The sequence below is a fragment of the Enterobacter cancerogenus genome (genome assembly GCF_019047785.1).
GTDB lineage: Bacteria > Pseudomonadota > Gammaproteobacteria > Enterobacterales > Enterobacteriaceae > Enterobacter > Enterobacter cancerogenus.
In genome coordinates, this window is the sequence record NZ_CP077290.1 from 1,132,132 (window position 1) to 1,151,291 (window position 19,160).

Here is a 19,160-nt window from a genome sequence, read left to right on the forward strand (position 1 = left end):
GATCCTATTGTTTACAGACGGAGGAGGCTTAATGCCTGCGACTCACTCTCCCACTCCTGCGCGGTCCTGGATAGTTCGCCTGGCACGCGTGTGCTGGGAACGTAAGAAACTTAGCATCATCGTGGTGGTAGCGTCGGTCTCGACCATTCTGCTGGCCGCGCTGACGCCGTTGCTGACAAGGCAAGCGGTGAACGACGCGCTGGCGGGCAATCCGACTCGTCTGCCGTGGCTGGCCTGCGGGCTATTGCTGATCGCCTTTTTTGATTTCATCGGTAACTACGTGCGCCGCGGTTATGCCGGGGAGCTCTCGCTCTGGGTGCAGCACACCCTGCGAGGACGGGCATTCGACAGTATTCAAAAACTTGACGGTGCAGGCCAGGACGCACTGCGCACCGGGCAGGTGATTTCACGGACCAACAGCGATCTGCAGCAGGTGCATACCCTGCTGCAGATGTGTCCGGTGCCGCTGGCGGTGTTCACTTATTACATTGCCGGCATTGCCGTGATGCTGTGGATGTCACCCGCCATGACGCTCATCGTCGTGTGCGTACTGGCATGCCTGGCTATCACTGCGCTGCGCGCGCGTCGCCGGGTCTTCGCGCAAACCGGGCTGGCCTCGGACCGACTGGCCAATCTCACCGAACATATGCGCGAGGTGCTGGCGCAGATCTCAGTGGTAAAATCCTGCGTGGCGGAGCTGCGTGAAACGCGCTGGCTGGATCGCCAGTCGCGGCAGATGGTGCGGGTACGCATCGGCGCGGCCATCTCGCAGGCGATGCCAGGTGCCACCATGCTGGCGCTGCCGGTGCTCGGGCAAATCGTCCTGCTGTGCTACGGCGGCTGGTCAGTCATGCACGGGCACATCGATCTCGGCACCTTCGTGGCGTTTGCCAGCTTCCTCGCGATGCTGACCGGGCCAACCCGTGTACTGGCATCGTTTCTGGTTATCGCCCAGCGCACCCAGGCGTCCGTGGAGCGCGTGTTTGCTCTGATCGACACCCGTTCGCAGATGGAAGACGGGACGGAGGCGGTTAACGGCCAGGTTATCGGGCTGCAACTGGAGAATATGAGCTTCGACTACCGTGGCGGCAGACGCATCCTCAGCGATGTCTCCTTTTCCCTGCACGCCGGTGAAACCGTGGCGGTAGTGGGTGCATCGGGTTCCGGGAAATCCACGCTGCTGATGCTGCTGGCGCGTTTTTACGATCCCAGCGCCGGAGAGATATGGCTCAACACCAGCGCAGGCCGACAGAACCTCCGCGATCTCAGGCTGGAGGCGCTTCGTCGTCGGGTAGGCGTTGTGTTTGAGGATGCTTTTCTGTTTGCCGGTACGGTGGCGGAAAATATCGCCTACGGGCACCCTCAGGCAACGGCGGACGACATTCGCCTCGCAGCTAGGGCAGCAGGAGCCAGCGATTTTATCAACGCCCTGCCGAAAGGCTTCGATACCCAATTAACCGAACGCGGTACAAATCTTTCCGGCGGACAGAGGCAGCGAATCGCGCTGGCGCGGGCGCTCATTACCGCGCCGGAAGTGTTGATCCTCGATGACACCACCTCGGCGGTCGATGCCGGTACTGAAGCGGAGATCAACACCGCGCTGAGTCGCTATGCTGACGAAAAGCATATGCTGCTGGTGATTGCCCGACGCCGCTCGACGCTTCAGTTAGCCAGCCGGATTGTGGTGCTGGATAAAGGCCGGGTGGTGGACACCGGAACCCAGGCAGAACTTGAAGCGCGCTGTCCGGCGTTCCGCGCGCTGATGACCGGCGACAGCGATTTCCTCGCGCCTTCCCACAGTGGGCCTAACGGATTGTGGCCGACCGTACCAGCGGCGCAAGACGATGCGGCGCAGACGGGGGATAAAGGCTTTGTCGCCCGTATGACGCGCGTGCCGGAACATGCAGTACAGCAGGTGCTGGCCGGTAAAGGCCGCAAAGTCACGTCGCTGCTGAAGCCCGTGGCGTGGATGTTCGTCATCGCCGCCCTGCTGATCGCCCTCGATTCGGCGGCAGGCGTCGGGGTACTGATACTGCTGCAGCGCGGCATTGACTCCGGCGTTGCCACAGGCGATATGTCGACTATCGGCCTCTGTGCCCTATTCGCCCTGTGCCTGGTGGCCGTGAGCTGGTGCTGTTATTCACTACAGACTGTCTTCGCCGCCAGAGCGGCAGAGTCAGTCCAGCATACGGTGCGCTTGCGCAGCTTCGGCCATATGCTGCGTCTTGGTCTCCCCTGGCATGAAAAGCATGTCGATTCGCGTCTGACCCGCATGACCGTAGATGTGGACTCGCTCGCCCGCTTTCTGCAAAACGGCCTTGCCAGTGCAGCCACCAGCCTGGTGACGATGTTCGCCATCGCCGCCGCCATGTTCTGGCTCGACCCGCTCCTGGCGCTGACGGCATTAAGCGCAGTGCCAGTGGTCGCACTGGCAACCTGGATTTATCGCCGCCTCAGCTCCCCTGCTTATGCGCAGGCGCGGCTGGAAATAGGCAAAGTCAACAGCACCCTGCAGGAGAAAGTCTCCGGCTTGCGCGTTGTGCAATCGCATGGCCAGCAGGAACAGGAAGCCGCCCGGTTGCGCGCCTTATCAGATCGGTTCCGTGCGACCCGCGTACGTGCGCAAAAATACCTTGCCGTCTATTTCCCGTTCCTGACCTTCTGCACCGAGGCCTCCTATGCCGCCGTTCTTCTGGTGGGGGCATCGCGGGTCGCCGAAGGCGAAATGACCGCCGGGGTGCTGGCGGCTTTCTTCCTGCTGCTGGGGCAATTCTATGGGCCAGTGCAGCAGTTATCAGGAATTGTCGACGCCTGGCAGCAGGCGACGGCCAGCGGTAAACATATCAATGAACTGCTGGCGACCGAAGGCACAGAGAACATCGAGCCCTCTTCCGCACCGCCCGCCACCGGCGCACTGCATCTTGATGAGGTCACATTCAGTTATCCCGACAGTCCTGAACCCGCGCTGAACAAACTTACCCTGACAATCCCTGAGGGAAGGGTCGTCGCGGTCGTTGGTCGCAGCGGTGCGGGTAAGTCAACGCTGATTAAGCTGATCGCAGGATTGTATTCCCCCACCCACGGCAGGATCAGCATTGGCGATCGGATGATTGATGATGCCTCGCTTGCCGATTACCGTCGTCAGATTGGGCTGGTCGATCAGGATGTGGCGTTGTTTAGTGGTGATATTGCGGAAAACATTCGTTACTCACGGCCATCCAGCACCAATGACGACGTTGAGATTGCCTCTCAGCGGGCAGGGCTGTATGAGACGGTGCGCAATCTGCCGCAGGGATTCCGGACACCGGTGAATAACGGCGGTGCCGATCTGTCCGCAGGTCAGCGCCAGCTGATTGCGCTGGCCCGCGCACAACTGGCGAATGCTCACATCCTGTTGCTCGATGAAGCCACGTCACGCCTGGATCGCACATCCGAAGAGCGATTGATGTCATCCTTAACAGACGTCGCGCACGCCGGGAAGCACCTGGCGCTGATTGTGGCGCACCGTCTGACCACCGCGCAGCGCTGCGATCTGATTGCCGTTATCGATAAGGGGCAGCTTGCGGAATACGGCACCCACGAACAGCTGTTAGCGGCCGGCGGTCTCTATACCCGCTTGTGGCATGACAGCGTCGGCAGCGCTGTTCCCCATCGCCAGCACGCCATCACGGGGGAAATCGTGGAAGAGTGATTGCACGCGCAAGACATTAAAAAACACGCGCTGAAGCGGCTGTTCCCGGAATAGCCGCTTTAGCTATTTATACTGACACCCTTCATATTCAAAGAGAGTGAATGCTGAACATGCAACAACATCCCTCTACTATCGTCAGGCTGCGCAGCCAGCTGGCAGCAGGCCACATTGCTAACCTTTCTGACTTCTGGCGAGACGCTGAGTCGCTGAATGTACCGCTGGTGACGCCAGTCGACGGAGCGAAAGACGAGCGTGATGTGACATTTCTGTGGCGCGCCAGGCACCCTCTGCAGGGCGTTTATCTGCGTCTGAATCGGGTGACGGATAAAGAGCACGTGGCGAAAGGGATGATGACCGCCCTTCCCGCAACGGATATCTGGACTTTGACGCTGCGTTTACCCGCAAGCTACTGCGGCTCCTATTCGCTGGTGGAAATCCCCCCCGGCACCCCGGCCGAGACGATTGCACAGTCCGGAGGCCGCTTTGCTACCCTCGTCGGGCACGCCGATCCGCTAAACAAAACGCCGGGGATCAACGTTCGGGGAAGCACACAGGAGTCGGTGCTGGCACTTGATAAAGCTCCCGCCCAGTCCGAATGGCGCGGCGGGTCACCCAGCGGGCAATTGCTTACCTCGGCGCGCACTATCGCCGGGGAATCGCGCCGGGTTCGGCTCTACCTGCCGGACGTTGATGTTTCGCAGCCCCTCGGCCTGGTGGTGCTGCCCGATGGTGAAACCTGGTTCGATCACCTTGGCGTATGCGCGGCAATTGACGCCGCCATAAACAATGGACGCATCGTGCCCGTGGCTGTACTTGGCATCGACAATATCGATGAACACGAGCGAACTGCGATACTCGGCGGGCGCAGCGAGCTGATAAAGGATATCGCCGGCCAGTTGTTGCCGACGATCCGCGCTGAACACCCACAGCGGCAGTGGGCAGACCGTTCGCGCACCGTGCTGGCCGGACAAAGCCTCGGTGGGGTCAGCGCGCTCATGGCCGCTCGTCACGCACCGGAAACGTTCGGTCTGGCGCTCAGCCACTCCCCTTCGATGTGGTGGACGCCACAGGGTGCCAGCCGGCCAAACGTGTTCAGCGAAACCGATACGTCATGGGTGAGCGAACATCTGCTTTCTGCCCCGCCGCAGGGCGTGCGCATCCGCCTGTGCGTGGGATCGCTGGAAGGTTCTACGGTACCGCACGTTCAGCAGCTCCATCAGCAGTTGCTTACCGCGGGCGTCGACAGCCATTGCGTAATATATACCGGGGGTCACGATTACGCATGGTGGCGCGGCGCACTGATTGACGGGCTTGGTTTACTGCAGGGTTGACTTGACCCGCGAACACATTCAGGCAACTGTACAGGCTTCCTGAATAAAGAAAATGTCACCTGCGGAAAAGGAATAATCATCAGATGTATGCCCGCGAGTATCGCCCAACACGCCCACGCAAGGCGCTTGTCACTCTTTTTTCTGGTCTCACCCTTATCTGGAGTGCGCACGCTTTTGCAAAGCCGGATATGCAGCCACTGGGGCCAAATATCGCCGATAAAGGCTCCGCGTTTTACCATTTCAGCGTCAACTCGTTCGACTCCGCCGATGGCAGCCGCCATTATCGGGTATGGACGGCCGTGCCAAATAAAGCCGCACCGGCGTCAGGCTACCCGATTTTATATATGCTTGACGGCAACGCAGTTATGGACCGCCTGAACGACGACCTGCTCAAACAGCTGGCAGAAAAATCACCGCCGGTGATTGTGGCTGTCGGGTATCAGACCAACCTCCCCTTCGATCTCAACGGCAGGGCCTACGACTATACGCCAGCAGCAGAAAGCGGCAAAACGGATACCCGCAACGGGCGTTTTAGCCGTAAGAGTGGGGGTAGCAACGACTTCCGCCAGTTACTGGAAACGCGTATAGCGCCAAAGGTGGAACAGGGATTGAATATCGATCGGCAGCGCCGCGGCCTGTGGGGGCACTCCTACGGCGGCCTGTTCGTGCTGGATGCCTGGCTGTCCTCCTCTTATTTCCGGACGTACTACAGCGCCAGCCCGTCGTTGGGCAGAGGCCATGATGCGCTGTTGAGCCGCATCACGGCGGTTGAGCCGTCGCAATACTGCGCCAGGCGCCTGATGATAATGGAAGGTTCGGCGACGCCGGGCGATAACCGGGAAACGCATGCTGCCGGGGTGCTGACGAAAATTCATGCCACTCTCGCCACGCTGGATGATAAAGGCGTCACTGCCGCCTTTTGGGATTTCCCGAACCTGGGGCACGGGCCGATGTTCAACGCCTCCTTTCGCGGAGCGCTGTTAGATATCAGTGGTGAAAACGCAGGTAACACAGCAGGCTGTCATGCATTAAGCCGCTAAACACTGCCCGCCTTGACGCGGGCAGTACGCCTCTGGCACTACGATCAGAATGACGCGGTAACACCGGCATAATAAGCCCGACCAGGCTCGTTATAGGTATTCGCCCCTTCGGAAGATCGGTAGATCTGTTTATCGAAGATATTGCTGACACCAACGTTAAGACGCAGATTTTTATTAATATCGTAATTAAAGTTCGTCCCCACCAGCGAATAAGCGCCCAGCTCTTTACCTGACAGACCGCCAGTATCTTCACTGCGAGTTTCCGCATGGGTACGCGGTTTTTGTCTGCCGTATAACGTCCAGTTGACGCTGGCAGAGAACGCCTGGGTGATGGTCCAGTCAAGCGAGTTATTAATGGTGTATTTCGGGATGATCGACAGCGGGTTACCGGTGTCTTTTTGCTCCGAGGTGATCATCCAGGTGGCATTGGTATTCCAGTTCAGACGATCTTTCACCAGCGGGAACGCCATGCTGGCTTCGATACCGTCCACCAGCGCTTTCCCGCCGTTCTGCCACTGGAGAATATATGCGCCGGAAGCGGTTTGCCCGATAACATTATCTCCGGCCACAATCTTATTCTGGTAGTCATTGCGGAAGTAGGTCACGCTGGCGTGGTAATCTTCCCAGGCGAACTCCAGCCCAATTTCTTTATTAATGCTGATTTCCGGATCGAGATCTTTATTACCGATCAGGTAGCAGCCGCCCGATGTAATATCTTTTGGACAACCGTTGCCTTTCGAGTAGAGCAGATAACCTTCACTGGATTGATACAGGTTGGGTGCTTTAAAGGTTCTGGCAATCCCCGCTTTGACTTTGAAGTAATCCCCCAGTTCCTGCGAGAGGTTCAGGCTGGGGCTGAAGTTACCGCCGGACTCGTTGAGATAATCAAAGCGCAGGCCGGGAATGATATTCGTGCCGGGAACCGGCTCAATATTATCTTCAAGATACAGCGCACTGATTTGGGAATGATTTTTACTGCTGCGATCCGCAGCCGAACCAGAAATGCCGCCGATATTACTGTCAGCCCCCGTCAGGCTGGTAGAGGAAGGATCGTCGAGCTCATCGCGGCTCCACTCCGCGCCAACGGTCAGCGTTTGATCGACCAGCGCATTCAACGGAATATTAACCTCGCCGCTGGTTCGCCAGGAGCTCAGGCGATTGGTCGTGAACTTTTCATCCGCTGAAATACGCCCTTCACCACCGCCGGATAATCCTTCGTTCATACGGGTGTTATTGGTTTTCTCATAATAGACACCAAAACGGCTTTGACCCCAGTCCCAGATACCATTGTGCGTAACGCCATAATTCTGCCGGTACAGGCGGTTCGTCTCTTCACCGGATTTCGCCAGGCTTTCAGTGACGGCACTGGAAGAACTGTTTTGCGTATCGCCAGCATAGATATTCCCCTGGCGGCTATATCCGGCTTCGAAATCGATAATTTGCTGCGGATTTAATTTCCACGAGACAACGCCGTTGATATCTTTGTTGCGCACCCCTTCATGCCCGGCCGCGTTTTTCGTACCGGCCAGGGAGTTGATATCCCAGCTGTCGGCATCGGTTTTATTCAGGTTGCCGTACAGACGCATGGTCAGCGCATCGCCAACCAGCGGCCCACTCAGGCTGAAGTTGGCGCGACGCGTAGCGCCTTCGTCGCTGCTTTCCGGCTGGTTGGTGTATAACGACAGCGAACCGTGCCAGTCGTTGGTGGGGCGTTTGGTAATAATGTTCACCACCCCGCCCGCTGCGCCCGAACCGTAGCGTGCCGCCGCAGGGCCGCGGATCACTTCAATACGCTCAACCTGTTCCGGTGGCACCCAGTTGGTGTCGCCGCGGGTATCACGCTCTCCGCGCCAGCTATAACGCACGGCGTTGCGCGACGTCACCGGTACACCATCAATTAAAATTAAGGTGTTCTCCGGCCCCATGCCGCGAATGTCGATCTGGCGGTTATTACCGCGTGTACCCGAGGCGCTGTTGCCGGTCAGATTAACACCGGGCATTTTGCGAATAATATCGGAGAGATCGTTGACCGGAGGGTTCTTTTTAATATCTTCGCTGGTAATAATCGACACGCCCGGCTGCTGTTTGAGTACCTGCTCAGCGGTGGCTTCCACCACCAGGGTCTCGTCGTTATCATCGGAGGATTTTGCCAGTGATACCTGACTGTTCAACCCTGCCAGAAGCGCAGTGAGCGGCCAGAAGATCTTGATAATTCTCATACCCATTCCCTAATACATGCTTAACGTAAAAGTGATCGATCGTTAAGCTCACATCCTTGCCAGATATTTTTAACTGCCATTATTTTTATAATAAGAATGATAATTAATATCATTTGGGAAGGATTAAGGCAATCCTTAATCCACGGATGCGCGCATTAACGAAACGCACGCATTGACCGGAGTGATTCTTCCCGGGTACCGCCCTGTGCGTTCGTAAAGCTGGCATACTGAAACAGCGGAAGAAGAGAACGGCCCACGGGAATGTCGTGTTGTGACATAACGTTAATATGACATTACAGAGGAACGTAGCCCCGGTAAGCGCAAGCGCCACCGGGGAAAGAAAGGTTATTGTTGCGCTAACTGATTGCGACGGTACTCGCCCTGGCGCTCCAGCATCCAGCCAGGATACTCGCGCGGCAGCGCGCTGACCGCATCCAGCTGTTTCAGCTCATCGTCGCTCAGCTGAACGCTGGTTGCGGCAATGTTGTCATCCAACTGATCGACCCGTTTCGCCCCGATAATGACGCTGGTCACCGCCTTCTGGTGCAGCAGCCATGCCAGCGCAATTTGCGCCACCGACACGCCCTTTTCTTCCGCCAGGGTGCGCATCACATCCACGCAGTCGAAAGCGCGATCCTTGTTCACGGGCGGGAAATCAAACTCCAGTCGACGTCCGCCTGATGCGCTCTGTCCGTTGCGGTCATACTTGCCGCTCAGCAGGCCACCCGCCAGCGGGCTCCAGACCATCAGCCCGACGCCTTCGCTCTGCATCATCGGCACCAGCTCACGCTCCAGATCGCGCCCGGCAAGGGTGTAATACGCCTGCAGCGAAGCAAATCGCGACAGCCCCAGACGCTCGGAAATGCCCAGCGCTTTGGCGATCTGCCATGCCGCCCAGTTAGAGACGCCGATATAGCGTACGTGACCGTGCTGAACGAGGTTATCCAGCGCATAAAGCGTCTCTTCGATCGGCGTGGCCGGGTCAAAACCGTGGAGCTGATAAAGATCGATATGATCGAGCTGCAGGCGGCGCAGGCTCTCTTTGGCGCTATTGATGATGTGGTACCGCGAGCTGCCGCGCGAGTTCACCCCCGCCGTTCCCGTTTCACCGAAGACTTTTGTGGCGACCACTACGTTCTCGCGGGGGATCTTCAGGTTCTTCAGCGCCTGGCCGGTGATCTCCTCCGACCGCCCTTCCGAGTAGACATCTGCCGTGTCGATAAAATTGATCCCGGCGTCCAGCGCGCGGCCCACCAGCTGCTCGGCGTCGCTTTGCTGAAGCTGACCAATCTTGCCCCACATGCCGCCTTCCCCGCCAAAGGTCATGGTCCCGAGGCACAGTTCAGAAACAAACAGACCGGTATTGCCTAGTTTTTGATAACGCATAATTCATTCCTCGCTTTTCGTTTGGGTGCTTAACAGTTATACCCGCCGCTCAGCCAGCGCGAATGTGGCGTTCCTGTCCGTTTCTTGCCCAATCCTCTGAATCTTATCCCCGCGGCGCGTCGCCAAAGACCTTGTAATCTGGCAGCTGCACCTGCTGATACGGCTCCCAGCCGCCGCCCAGCGCCTTGTACAGCGCCACCAGGTCGAGCGCGCTTTGCACCTGCGCCTGGGCCCGCTGCTGCTGCGCCTGAGCAAGCTGACGCTGCGCGTCCAGCACGTCGATAAAGCTGGCGATCCCCTGTCGATAGCTGTCGCTCGCCAGGTCGAAGGCGTTTTGCAGCGCATCAATGGTTTTCGCGAGGCCCGCTTCGCGCTGCTGGTCGGTGCGGTAGCTCACCAGCGCGTTTTCAACATCACCCAGCGCGGTCAGCACCGTCTGGCGATAGTCCAGCACCGCTGCGCCCTGCTGCGCGCGCGCCACCTTCACGCTGGAGACCAGCCGACCGCCCTGGAAGATGGGAATGGAAACCTGCGGGCCAAAGCTGTAAAAGTGGCTGCTCCAGTCGGTGAGCCAGTTGGTTTCGCTGTTGCGCAGACCAAACTGCCCGGAAAGGGTAAAGCTCGGGAACAGCTCCGCCACCGAGACGCCGATCTCCGCCGTCGCCGCATGGAGTTGGGCTTCTGCCTGACGCACGTCCGGACGGCGGCGCGCCAGCGTTGACGGAATGCCCGTCTGGACAATATCCGGCAGCGCGGGCATCGGCTGTGCCGACTGCAGCTCTGCGTCCAGCGCGCCCGGCGGTTTGCCGAGCAGAATGGCCAGGCCGTTCATCGCCTGGCGTTCCTGTGCCTGATACTGCGGCAGCTGCGCCTCCAGATTGCCCAGCTGCGCACGGGCATTCTCCACATCCATCTGCGGTGAAAGCCCGCCGCGCTGACGGCTGTCGGTAAGCTCCAGCGTCTGCTGTGCGCTCTCAATCTGGGTATTCAGCGTGGCGATAATGCTCTGCGCGCCGCGCAGCTGTAGCCACGCCCGCGCCACTTCCGCCTCCAGCGACACCAGCGCATCGTTACGCTGCTCAATGGCCACCTTCTGCTGCGCTTCGGCGGCCTCAACCTGACGGCGCACCTTGCCCCACAGGTCGATTTCCCACTGGGCGTCAAAGCTGCCCTGGTAAAGATTGATCGGCTGGGTCAGCGGGCCTAACGCGCCTCGCAGCTGCGGGTCGACATTATCAAGCTGGTCGTACACCCCGTGAGATTTCAGCTCCCCCTCCAGCCCAAGCTGCTGGCGCGTTGCCTGCAGGTTGCCGTTAACCGCCGGATAAAACGCGCCGCCCGCCTGATTAATTTGCTCACGCGCGCCGGCGATGCGCAGCACCGTTTGCTGCAGCGATAAATTTCCGGCGATGGCGCGTTCAACCAGGCTGTCGAGCTGCGGCGAGCCAAAGGTTTTCCACCAGCGCGGGTTGGTCGCGGCTGAAACCGTTTTCGACTTCACCTCGCCGTCGCCCTTGTCATTCCAGTGGCTGGAGGGTGGCGGTGCGGGCTGCTGGTAGTCCGGCCCGACGGCGCAGCCAACCAGCAACATCATTATCATCAGGGGGTGTAAACGTCTGTGTATCATCAGTGTGCTCCTGCACTCCCCTCGCTCTTAACCGGCGAGAGCAACAAACAAAACGGAATCAGTAAAAAGGCCACCGCGCTCAGAATGGTAAAGACGTCGATATAGGCCAGGAAGCGCGACTGTTCGATCATGGTCTGGTACATCCGCCCGGTGGCGATACCCGTCGGGTCGCCCACCTGCGTCGTGAAGTTCTGGATAGCCTGGGCACTTTCGCGGATCGCCAGCTGGAACTGCTCGTTAAACGGCGAGGCGTGATACGCCAGATGCGCGCTGTGGGCCTGAGAGCGCTCGGTAATCGCTGCCGTCGAGAGCGAAATGCCAATCGAGCCTGCGACGTTGCGGAACATGGTAAACAGCGCCGCCGCGTCGGCGTTGAGCTGCCGTGGAATCGAAATAAACGCAATGGTGGTCAGGGGCACAAACAGGAACCCCAGCCCGATCGACTGCGCGCTGCGGAACAGCACCAGCGTTTCGAAATCAATATCCGGCGTCAGCGTGCGCGACCAGAAGAACGACACCGCCAGACAGGTAAAACCGAAGGCGATGATCCAGCGCGTCTGCACCACCGGCATCAGCTTCAGCACCAGCGGTATGGTCAACACAATCAAAATTGCGCCCGGCGAAAGCACCATGCCCGACCAGGTGGCGGTATAGCCCAGATCCTGCTGCGCCAGCTGCGGGATCACCACCGAACTGCCGTAGAGGATCATCGCCATGCCCGCCATCAGCAGGCTCGAGACCGCAAAGTTCTTATCCTTCATGCAGTGCAGGTCAACCACCGGCTTTTTGGCGTACATCAGCCAGTAAATCGCGCCGATAATGCCGATAAGCGTCAGCACCGCAAAGGTGCGGATAAAGTTTGAGTAGAACCAGTCGTCATCCTCACCCCGGTCGAGCATCACCTGCAGGCAGCCCAGCCCGAGGGCGATCAGGCCGATCCCGGTCCAGTCAACGGAAAGCTTCTCTTTGGATTTACTTTCCCACGGCGGATCTTCCAGAAGCTGGTAGATCGCCAGCACCGTAATGATCCCCACGGGAATGTTGATGAAAAATACCCAGCGCCAGGAGTAGTTGTCGGTGATCCAGCCGCCCAGCGTCGGGCCGAGCACCGGCGCGACGATAATGGCGATGGACGAGAGGCCAAAGGCTTTACCCCGATCCTCCGGCTTGAAGTAATCGAGCAACACCGACTGCTGGGTAGGCTGTAGCCCGCCGCCGAAAAAGCCCTGCATGATGCGGAACAGAATGATCTGCCACAGCTCGGTGGCAATGCCGCACAGGAACGAACAGACGGTAAACATCACAATGCAGATCAGAAAGAACTGCTTGCGGCCAAACACCCGGCTCAGGAAGGCGGAAATAGGCAGCACGATGCCGTTGGCGACCAGGTAACTGGTGAGCACCCAGGTGGATTCGTCATAGCTTGACGAGAGCGACCCGGCGACGTGCGGCAGCGCCACGTTGACGATGGTGGTGTCGAGGATCTCCATAAACACCGCCAGCGTGACTACAATCGCCACCGCCCACGGGTTGCTGGCAGGCTTCCAGTTGTCGTGGCTGTGGTCCGTCATTCCACCGTCACCTTCGGTTCAACCGACAGCCCCAGCGGCAGCGGTTTGTTCGGATCCAGACCTTTATCAATGACGATTTTCACCGGCACGCGCTGGACGATTTTCACAAAGTTACCGGTGGCATTTTCCGACGGGAAGGCCGAGAAGCGCGATCCGCTGCCCTGCTGGATGCTGTCGATATGGCCTTCAAGCGCCATATCTGGCCAGGCATCCACAGAGACGCTGACCTTGTCGCCTGGTTTCATGCGCTCAAGCTGCGACTCTTTGAAGTTCGCAACCACCCACACGTTCGGGGAGACCAGCGAGAACAGCGCCGTTCCCGCCTGCACCAGCGTGCCGGGCTGAACGTTACGTTTGGTGACAAAGCCGTCGAACGGGGCGCGCACCTCGGTGTACGAAAGATTGAGATTGGCGGTTTCGAGCTGCGCTTTCGCCTGGTCAACCTGACGTTCACGCGCTTCGACGTTGGTCTCCTGCTGGCGAATCTGCAGCTGAACCTGCTCCGCCACCTCAAGCTGCGCCTGCGCGCTGGCCAGGCCAGCCTGAGCGCTACGCAGCTGGGCATTAGCGGAATCGATACTTTGCTGGGTGGTCGCTCGGGGGTCAACGCCGCGCTGGCGGCGATACTCGGCCTGGGCGTTCGCCATATCTGCCTGCGCCTTGAGCACCTGCGCTTTGGCTTCGTCGCGCTGGGCAGGATACTGCACCTTCGAGAGCGCCAGCTGGGCCTGCGCCTGATGCAGCTGTGCCACGGCCAGCCCAAGCTGGGCCTGCGCCTGGTCGCGCTGCGCGGCGGTATCGCGCGGATCGATAACCACCAGCACATCACCTTTCTTTACGCGCTGGTTATCGCGCACCCGCAGCTCGGTGACATAGCCCGCCGTTTTGGGGGCGATGGTCACCACGTCGCCGTCGGTGAAGGCGTCGTCCGTGGTCTCTTCGTTACGGGTTAAAAACCACCAGACCAGCGCCACCACAACCATCACCACGACAACGATGCCGAGGATAATTAACGGTTTTTTGCCGGGGCGCTTGCGTTCTTTATTGTTTTTTTCCTGCTCGTCAGCAGGGGGATTTTGTTCTTCTGCCATGGTCAGCAACGGTCCTGTCAGTGAGCGGCATCACACTATGCCGTTCACTAAAGCTAGGACGTTGCTATACATTTGCCAGGATAAACTGACAAATAACGCACTATATGAGAAGGAATAGTCCGAATCCGATCCCCGCTGCCCAGGCCAGCATGGGGATCGACCACAGGTGGAAGCGCCACCAGATGCGGCGATCGTTCGCCATCCGCAGGGCAATGAGGTTCGCGAGCGAGCCGGGAAGCAGCCCAAAGCCGCCGATGTTGACCGCCCAGGCCAGCAGCGCCGTTGGGGGAACGTAGTTAAGCAGCAGAATGGTGGACGGGACATTGCTGATAAACTGCGACAGCCCAATTGCCGTCAGCCACAGCGCCGGCTGAGACAGGCCGCTGACGCCGTGCAGAACGTGCTGTAGCACCGGCAGCTGGATCAGCAGATGCACATCGATAAACATCGCCATAAAGACCAACAGCAGCGTCCAGTCGACGCTCACCAGCACGCGTCTTGCCAGCAGCAGGAACCCACCGGCCACCAGCAGCACGCCCGCCAGTTCGAACTTCATTTCCAGCGCCGTCAGGAAAACGATATACAGCCCCAGGCAACTCCAGACCAGACGCGGCTGCCACTGCGGGCCGGGGGTGCCGCTGTGGTACTGAAGTTTTTTGGCTGGAAAGGCGAACCAGGCGACGAGCAGCAGCGAGGCCATCATCACCAGCGCCAGCGGGGCCATCTGCCAGGTAAAGGCAGCAAATGACAGGCCGGAGCGCCCCCACAGCAGAATATTTTGCGGGTTGCCGATGGGGGTGAGCAGTGAACCGGCATTGACGGCCAGCGCCTCGAAAATGATCAGCCGGGTGACCGGGATTTCGCACAGCTTACGCAGCGTAAGGGTCAGCGGCACAACGATAAACAGCGCCACGTCGTTGGTGAGAAAGGTCGACAGCACTGCCGCAGACAGCACCATAAACAGCGCCAGCCTGCGTTCGGTGGCAAAGCGGCGCACCATTTTGCGCCCCAGCACGTCAAAATAGCCGCTCAGCTCAACCCCTTTGGTGAGCATCATCAAACCGCTCAGGGTAATGATGGTGCGCCAGTCAATCGCCGCCGGCCAGGCCTGCGGCGCGAACGGCACAAAAAGACTCAGCCCGATTCCAGTAATAATTAACAGATGAAAGAAACGATCGCGTGCAAGAGCCTGCAGTCCGGGGATCTTCATTCAGCGGAGGGACCATATTTAAGGGTAAATTCGCGGAACTTCACCAGCGTCTCTTCACTAACGTGATGCTCCATCCCTTCCGCGTCCCGACGGGCAATCTCCGGGCTTACGCCCAGCACCAGTAAAAAGTTCTCGACGATCTGATGCCGCTCGCGGCTCTCCTGCGCCAGCTTTTCCCCTTCCGGCGTCAGAAAGACCCCGCGCCACGGGATCATCTCGATCAGCCCCACCGTCGCCAGGCGTTTTAACATCTTGGCAACCGTAGGCTGGGACACGCCCAGTCGTGCGGCCATGTCAACCTGGCGCGCTTCCCCTACCTCACGGATAAGGTCGGAGATCAACTCCACATAGTCATCAATCAGTTCGCGACGGTGCGCCTCACGCACCTGGCGGAACCCTTCTACGTGCTCCTCAACGTTCACCAGTTGCGTCATTTTTTTTGTTGTTGGCTTACCTGCGCGACGGTTCATTGTGCTTCCTCAATGGGTTGACGCTTCCAGCGCCCTGTAACGGAGCGCACATTGTAAACCATAGCTCTACAACCACAAAAAATTAACGATTTAGCCATAGCTATACAATATAGCCTGTGCTATATCTGTATGTAATGCAGTCACCCTTCACGGATCGAAGGGATCAGAAATCAGGAGGTCACATGAACGAATTCAAGAGGTGTATGAACGTGTTTACCCACTCTCCTTTCAAAGTGCGCTTAATGCTGTTGAACATGCTGTGCGATATGTTTAGCAACAAACCGCACCAGGACGACAAACCTTCCCACTAAGCGGCGTCGCGGTACGCCGCTTCATTTTTCCGTCATCTTTCCGCTGTACACTGGCCTTCAGCCCTCTATTTCCCGATCTTTTTCGCGGTTTTGTAACCCTCTTCGCAAAACATCGCTGTAGCAACTGTTGACCTTATTTCGCGCGCGCACTATCTTCTTGCAGCCCTGCACCATTTGCGGCTCGCTGAAGCGGACCCTCATTCCCTCTCCACGCACTGTCAGGCAGGCTTTGACCCTTGGCGCCAGGGTGAGCACATGGCGTTTTCATGATAGTGACCTATGAACGTAACCCTGAAAGAAACGCTTGTTACCCGCAGTCGGGCCTTAAGCCCGTGGACGGGATTTTACTTTCTGCAATCTCTGCTGATTAACTTTGCGCTTGGCTATCCGTTTAGCCTGCTTTATGCCGTCGCGTTCACCTGCATACTCCATCTGCTGTGGCGCACCGCGCCGCGGGCGCAGAAAATCCTCGTCGGGATCTGCTCCCTGATTGCAGCACTCTATTTTCCGTTTGGTCAGGCCTATGGCGCGCCAAACTTCAATACCCTGCTGGCGCTGCACTCCACCAATATGGAAGAGTCTACCGAGATCCTGACGATCTTCCCGTGGTACAGCTACGTCGTCGGGCTCTTCATCTTTGCGCTTGGCGCGATCGCCGTGCGTCGTAAACCCGACGGCAAGAAGCCGTGGGGGAAAATTGAGCATCTGTGTCTGGCGGTGAGCGTGGCTGCCTTTTTTGTCGCGCCGGTGCAAAACCTGGCCTGGGGTGGCGTCTTTAAGCTTAAAGATACGGGTTATCCGGTCTTCCGCTTTGTAAAAGATGTGGTGGTGAATAACCAGGAAGTGCTCGACGAACAGACGCGCATGGCCGAGCTGTCCAATATGAAAGATACCTGGAACGTGCTGGCCGTGAAGCCGAAGTACCACACCTACGTGATGGTGATCGGCGAAAGCGCCCGACGCGACGCGCTGGGGGCGTTTGGTGGCCACTGGGACAATACGCCGTTTGCCAGCTCGGTAAATGGCACGCTGTTTACTGACTACATTGCCGCCAGCGGCTCGACCCAAAAGTCACTCGGCCTGACGTTAAACCGCGTGGTCGATGGCAAACCTCAGTATCAGGATAACGTGATTACCCTGGCAAACCGCGCCGGTTTCCAGACCTGGTGGTTCTCGAATCAGGGCCAGATTGGGGAATACGATACGGCCATCGCCAGCATCGCGAAACGGGCTGATGAGGTTCAGTTCCTGAAAAGTGGCGACTTTGAAGCGGATAAAAACACCAAAGATGAAGCGCTGCTGAAGATGACGGCGCAGGTCTTTGCCACACAGCGCACTCAGCCGCAGCTGATTGTCCTGCATCTCATGGGTTCTCACCCGCAGGCCTGCGATCGTACCCAGGGAAAATACGCGGAGTTTGTGCAGTCCAAAGAGACGTCCTGCTATTTGTACACCATGACGCAAACCGACGATCTGTTAAGCAAGCTGTACGCGCAGCTTCGTAACTCGGGCGACAGTTTCTCGCTGGTCTATTTCTCGGATCACGGGCTGGCGTTCAAAGAGCGCGGGAAAGAGGTGCAGTATCTGGCGCATGACGATAAGTTCCAGCAAAACTTCCAGGTGCCGTTTATGGTGCTGTCCAGCGACGACAAATCGCATCGCATCATTAACGCGCGCCGTTCGGCGAATGATTTCCTGACCTTCTTCTCGCAGTGGACGGGGATTTCAGCGAAAGAGATAAAAAATGCGTATACGTTTATCTCGAACAAGAAAGCTCCCCCAGTGTACGTTACCAACTTTAAGTTACAGAAAGTTGACTACAACCATCTGGGGACGGATATCTTTGATATTAAGAGTAAGTAAGAGCGCGCCCTCAACGCCTGAGGAGTCTCTACAAATTAATGCGCAGTAATTAATCTCTTCGCCCCATTGGGGCTGAGGAATCCCCAGAAATTACAGCCTGGCGCAGAATACTCCCTCTCCATTCAGGGAGAGGGCTGGGGTGAGGGGGAACATACGGCTGTGGTGGTTATTCCGTTCACTTTACGAGCCTTGCTACTCTGTAACCATAGAACTTGTGAACGTGTTAAGGAGGCTCACCGCCGCCTCCTTAACAATCCGGGCTCCCTCAACCGCCTCTGCGGCGTGAATGTGGCACCGCCGTTGAGTCCCCGCTGAAATCGGCGAACCGTAGACCGGAGGACAAGGGCTGGACGCCATGGATGGCGGCCAGAGGCGAAACGAGACAGGACGTCGAGTCGAGCCGACCGCAGGCAAACGGTCGGGAGGTGAGCGCAGTGCGGAGCACCGATTTCTCTGCGGGGCCGCGGGGATCGATAAGAGGGCCGCGGTGGCCCCCTTATTACGTTCACAGGTTCTGAACACAGTATATTCTGCACATATTGAGGTGAACGGAACCTGCCACTTTACTTAACCGATCAGCGTAGTAACGATAGCTGCTTTTTAATGCAAAAAAAATCCGCCACATTGGGCGGATTTTTTACTGGCTCACCGAAGTGATTAGAAGCGGTAACCTACGCCTGCAATCCAGGTGCCAACGTCAACGTTGCGGATACGGCTCTGCTCATAAGAGAAGTCCAGAGCAACGTTTTCGATTGGGTTGAACTGCATACCAGCGCCATAGGAGAAGCCGTAGTCGCTGTTGCTTGCAGTGCGGTTCAGACCTTCGTTTTCGGTCTGCTGGAATTTACCGTAGCCAACACCTACAACACCGTAGATGCTTGCCCAGTCGTTCAGGCGGTAAGCAGGACCAGCGGTGATTCCGTAGTACTGACCTTTGTTATAAGCGCCGTTTTCAGTACGATCTTTCTCAGTGTAGGTGAAAGAACCGATCACGCCCAGCGGGTTGTTGTCTTGCTCGTAACGATACTTCAGGTTAAAACCGTTAGTTTTGTTCATTACGCCCTGCATATCGCTCTGAGCGTAACCACCGGTAACGGTAGAAGTAGCAGCTACAGCAGTACCTGCGGAAACAGCCAGTACAGCGGCCAGTGCTGAAAGACATGCAATTTTTTTCATAACCACCTCAAATGTGCTTCAAGTAAGTCCGTAAGTTTTAAATATATCAAAAAATCTTCTGAAACTCTTTGTGATTCGTGATGTCTAACTAAGATTTTCCTGTAACAGAACATTTCCAACAGCAGCTATCTTATTAAAATAACATAAAATTTTCGCTACAAAACGCTAATATTG

The 19,160-nt window shown here is 57.7% G+C and carries 13 protein-coding genes; 5 read left to right on the forward strand and 8 right to left on the reverse strand.

Annotated features, from left to right (window positions below; translation table 11 throughout):
• Nucleotides 1-31: 31 nt before the first annotated feature.
• From iroC to I6L58_RS05280, 3 genes are all read left to right on the forward strand, one after another.
• The gene (gene iroC / locus I6L58_RS05270) at nucleotides 32-3,691 is read left to right on the forward strand and encodes a salmochelin/enterobactin export ABC transporter IroC (RefSeq protein WP_088207627.1); all 3,660 of its coding nucleotides are present in this window, start codon (nucleotides 32-34) and stop codon (nucleotides 3,689-3,691) included.
• Nucleotides 3,692-3,792: 101 nt separating this feature from the next.
• Nucleotides 3,793-5,022, forward strand: a complete 1,230-nt coding sequence (locus I6L58_RS05275; RefSeq protein ID WP_088207628.1) for an esterase family protein — start codon at nucleotides 3,793-3,795, stop codon at nucleotides 5,020-5,022.
• Nucleotides 5,023-5,105: 83 nt separating this feature from the next.
• Nucleotides 5,106-6,062, forward strand: a complete 957-nt coding sequence (locus tag I6L58_RS05280; protein ID WP_006177313.1) for an alpha/beta hydrolase — start codon at nucleotides 5,106-5,108, stop codon at nucleotides 6,060-6,062.
• A gap of 44 nt (nucleotides 6,063-6,106) precedes the next feature.
• Here I6L58_RS05280 and iroN read toward each other — a convergent pair whose 3' ends face one another.
• The 7 genes from iroN to mntR all read right to left on the reverse strand — a co-directional run bounded on the left by iroN (nucleotide 6,107) and on the right by mntR (nucleotide 15,636).
• Entirely contained in the window at nucleotides 6,107-8,281 is a 2,175-nt protein-coding gene (iroN, locus tag I6L58_RS05285) for a siderophore salmochelin receptor IroN (protein WP_088207629.1), read from the reverse strand.
• A 345-nt stretch (nucleotides 8,282-8,626) separates the two neighbouring features.
• On the reverse strand, nucleotides 8,627-9,667 hold the full coding sequence (locus I6L58_RS05290; RefSeq protein ID WP_058610600.1) for an aldo/keto reductase: 1,041 nt from the start codon (nucleotides 9,665-9,667) through the stop codon (nucleotides 8,627-8,629).
• Between the two features lie 103 nt (nucleotides 9,668-9,770).
• A complete protein-coding gene (locus tag I6L58_RS05295; protein ID WP_058610599.1) occupies nucleotides 9,771-11,294 on the reverse strand; it encodes an efflux transporter outer membrane subunit in 1,524 nt (507 codons plus the stop codon).
• Nucleotides 11,294-12,865 (reverse strand): DHA2 family efflux MFS transporter permease subunit, encoded by a 1,572-nt coding sequence (locus tag I6L58_RS05300; RefSeq protein WP_088207630.1) that lies wholly within the window; start codon nucleotides 12,863-12,865, stop codon nucleotides 11,294-11,296. Before I6L58_RS05300 ends, I6L58_RS05295 begins: the two co-directional genes overlap by 1 nt.
• Nucleotides 12,862-13,956, reverse strand: coding sequence for an HlyD family secretion protein (locus I6L58_RS05305; RefSeq protein ID WP_058610598.1), 1,095 nt, complete (start codon nucleotides 13,954-13,956; stop codon nucleotides 12,862-12,864). The genes I6L58_RS05300 and I6L58_RS05305 overlap by 4 nt, the downstream gene beginning before the upstream one ends.
• Nucleotides 13,957-14,056: 100 nt before the next feature.
• Nucleotides 14,057-15,166: an anion transporter gene (locus I6L58_RS05310; protein WP_088207631.1), complete on the reverse strand. Its 1,110-nt coding sequence runs from the start codon at nucleotides 15,164-15,166 to the stop codon at nucleotides 14,057-14,059.
• Nucleotides 15,163-15,636 (reverse strand): manganese-binding transcriptional regulator MntR, encoded by a 474-nt coding sequence (gene mntR / locus I6L58_RS05315; protein WP_042321075.1) that lies wholly within the window; start codon nucleotides 15,634-15,636, stop codon nucleotides 15,163-15,165. The genes I6L58_RS05310 and mntR overlap by 4 nt, the downstream gene beginning before the upstream one ends.
• A gap of 182 nt (nucleotides 15,637-15,818) precedes the next feature.
• Between mntR and mntS the strand changes: the two genes are divergently transcribed.
• Together mntS and I6L58_RS05325 are read left to right on the forward strand one after the other, a co-directional pair.
• Nucleotides 15,819-15,947, forward strand: a complete 129-nt coding sequence (gene mntS, locus I6L58_RS05320; protein WP_042321071.1) for a manganase accumulation protein MntS — start codon at nucleotides 15,819-15,821, stop codon at nucleotides 15,945-15,947.
• A gap of 279 nt (nucleotides 15,948-16,226) precedes the next feature.
• On the forward strand, nucleotides 16,227-17,810 hold the full coding sequence (locus I6L58_RS05325; RefSeq protein WP_088207632.1) for a phosphoethanolamine transferase: 1,584 nt from the start codon (nucleotides 16,227-16,229) through the stop codon (nucleotides 17,808-17,810).
• 657 nt (nucleotides 17,811-18,467) lie between these two features.
• Here I6L58_RS05325 and ompX read toward each other — a convergent pair.
• Nucleotides 18,468-18,986 (reverse strand): outer membrane protein OmpX, encoded by a 519-nt coding sequence (gene ompX / locus I6L58_RS05330; RefSeq protein ID WP_006177301.1) that lies wholly within the window; start codon nucleotides 18,984-18,986, stop codon nucleotides 18,468-18,470.
• Nucleotides 18,987-19,160: the final 174 nt, after the last annotated feature.